The following is a 717-nucleotide window of genomic DNA, read 5'->3' on the forward strand; positions in this document are numbered from 1 at the left end:
GACGCTTAAGGGAAGGAGCGGAGCCCATGATGCCAGTCTCTATACAGGACGTAAGAACAGGACGTAAGCAGGTGAATAGAGCTTATACATGAGCCTACAACCAGTTGCCGATGAGCACAAAGGGGGCCCAAAAATATGGATGCTGATAGTCTTCGTTATTTAACAATTTAAGCTGTGCTCTCTGAAGAATTTCAGCTTTGGAAAGATTGGTGGAGGTTAATTCACCATACAGACTACCCATTAACTCCGACGTCCCACGGTCATCTACGAGCCATAGGGTGGCCAGGGTACTTCTTGCCCCTGAGCGAATCGCTACCCCCGCCAACCCCAGGGCGGCACGATCGTCCCCTGTGGCGGTTTCACAAGCGCTCAGGATCAACAGCTCAATGGTTTCGTCTCGGCTAATTTCCCCCGATTGCAACAGCGCACTTAACTGATTGGCATTTAAGGGGCCATCCCAGGCTAAAACAAAGGTGTCTTCTAGTTCTGAACTAAACTCACCGTGGGTGGCCAAATGCACCACCGAACCTCTACCCGTGGTCAATTTGCTGGCAAAATTTGGCTCAACAAAGGATTGATTCAGCAATACTTCACTGGGCACTTGAGCCTGAATGGCTTCAATCTCAGCATCCACGTTGGGCAAGGGGGGAAACTCTCCGACAGAATCCGACAGTCCTGCCACTAACGCTCGAATATTTCGATTGGCCAGGGGTTCAG

The 717-nt window shown here is 50.6% G+C and carries 1 protein-coding gene; it reads right to left on the bottom strand.

Features of this window, described 5'->3' with window-relative positions; all coding sequences use genetic code 11:
- Window positions 1-94: 94 nt before the first annotated feature.
- The coding region (locus DXZ20_RS36745) for a CHAT domain-containing protein (protein ID WP_250566059.1) at window positions 95-717 on the bottom strand (623 nt) is incomplete at its 5' end.

It is taken from the genome of Adonisia turfae CCMR0081, assembly GCF_011009555.1.
GTDB classification, from domain to species: domain Bacteria; phylum Cyanobacteriota; class Cyanobacteriia; order Phormidesmidales; family Phormidesmidaceae; genus Leptothoe; species Leptothoe turfae.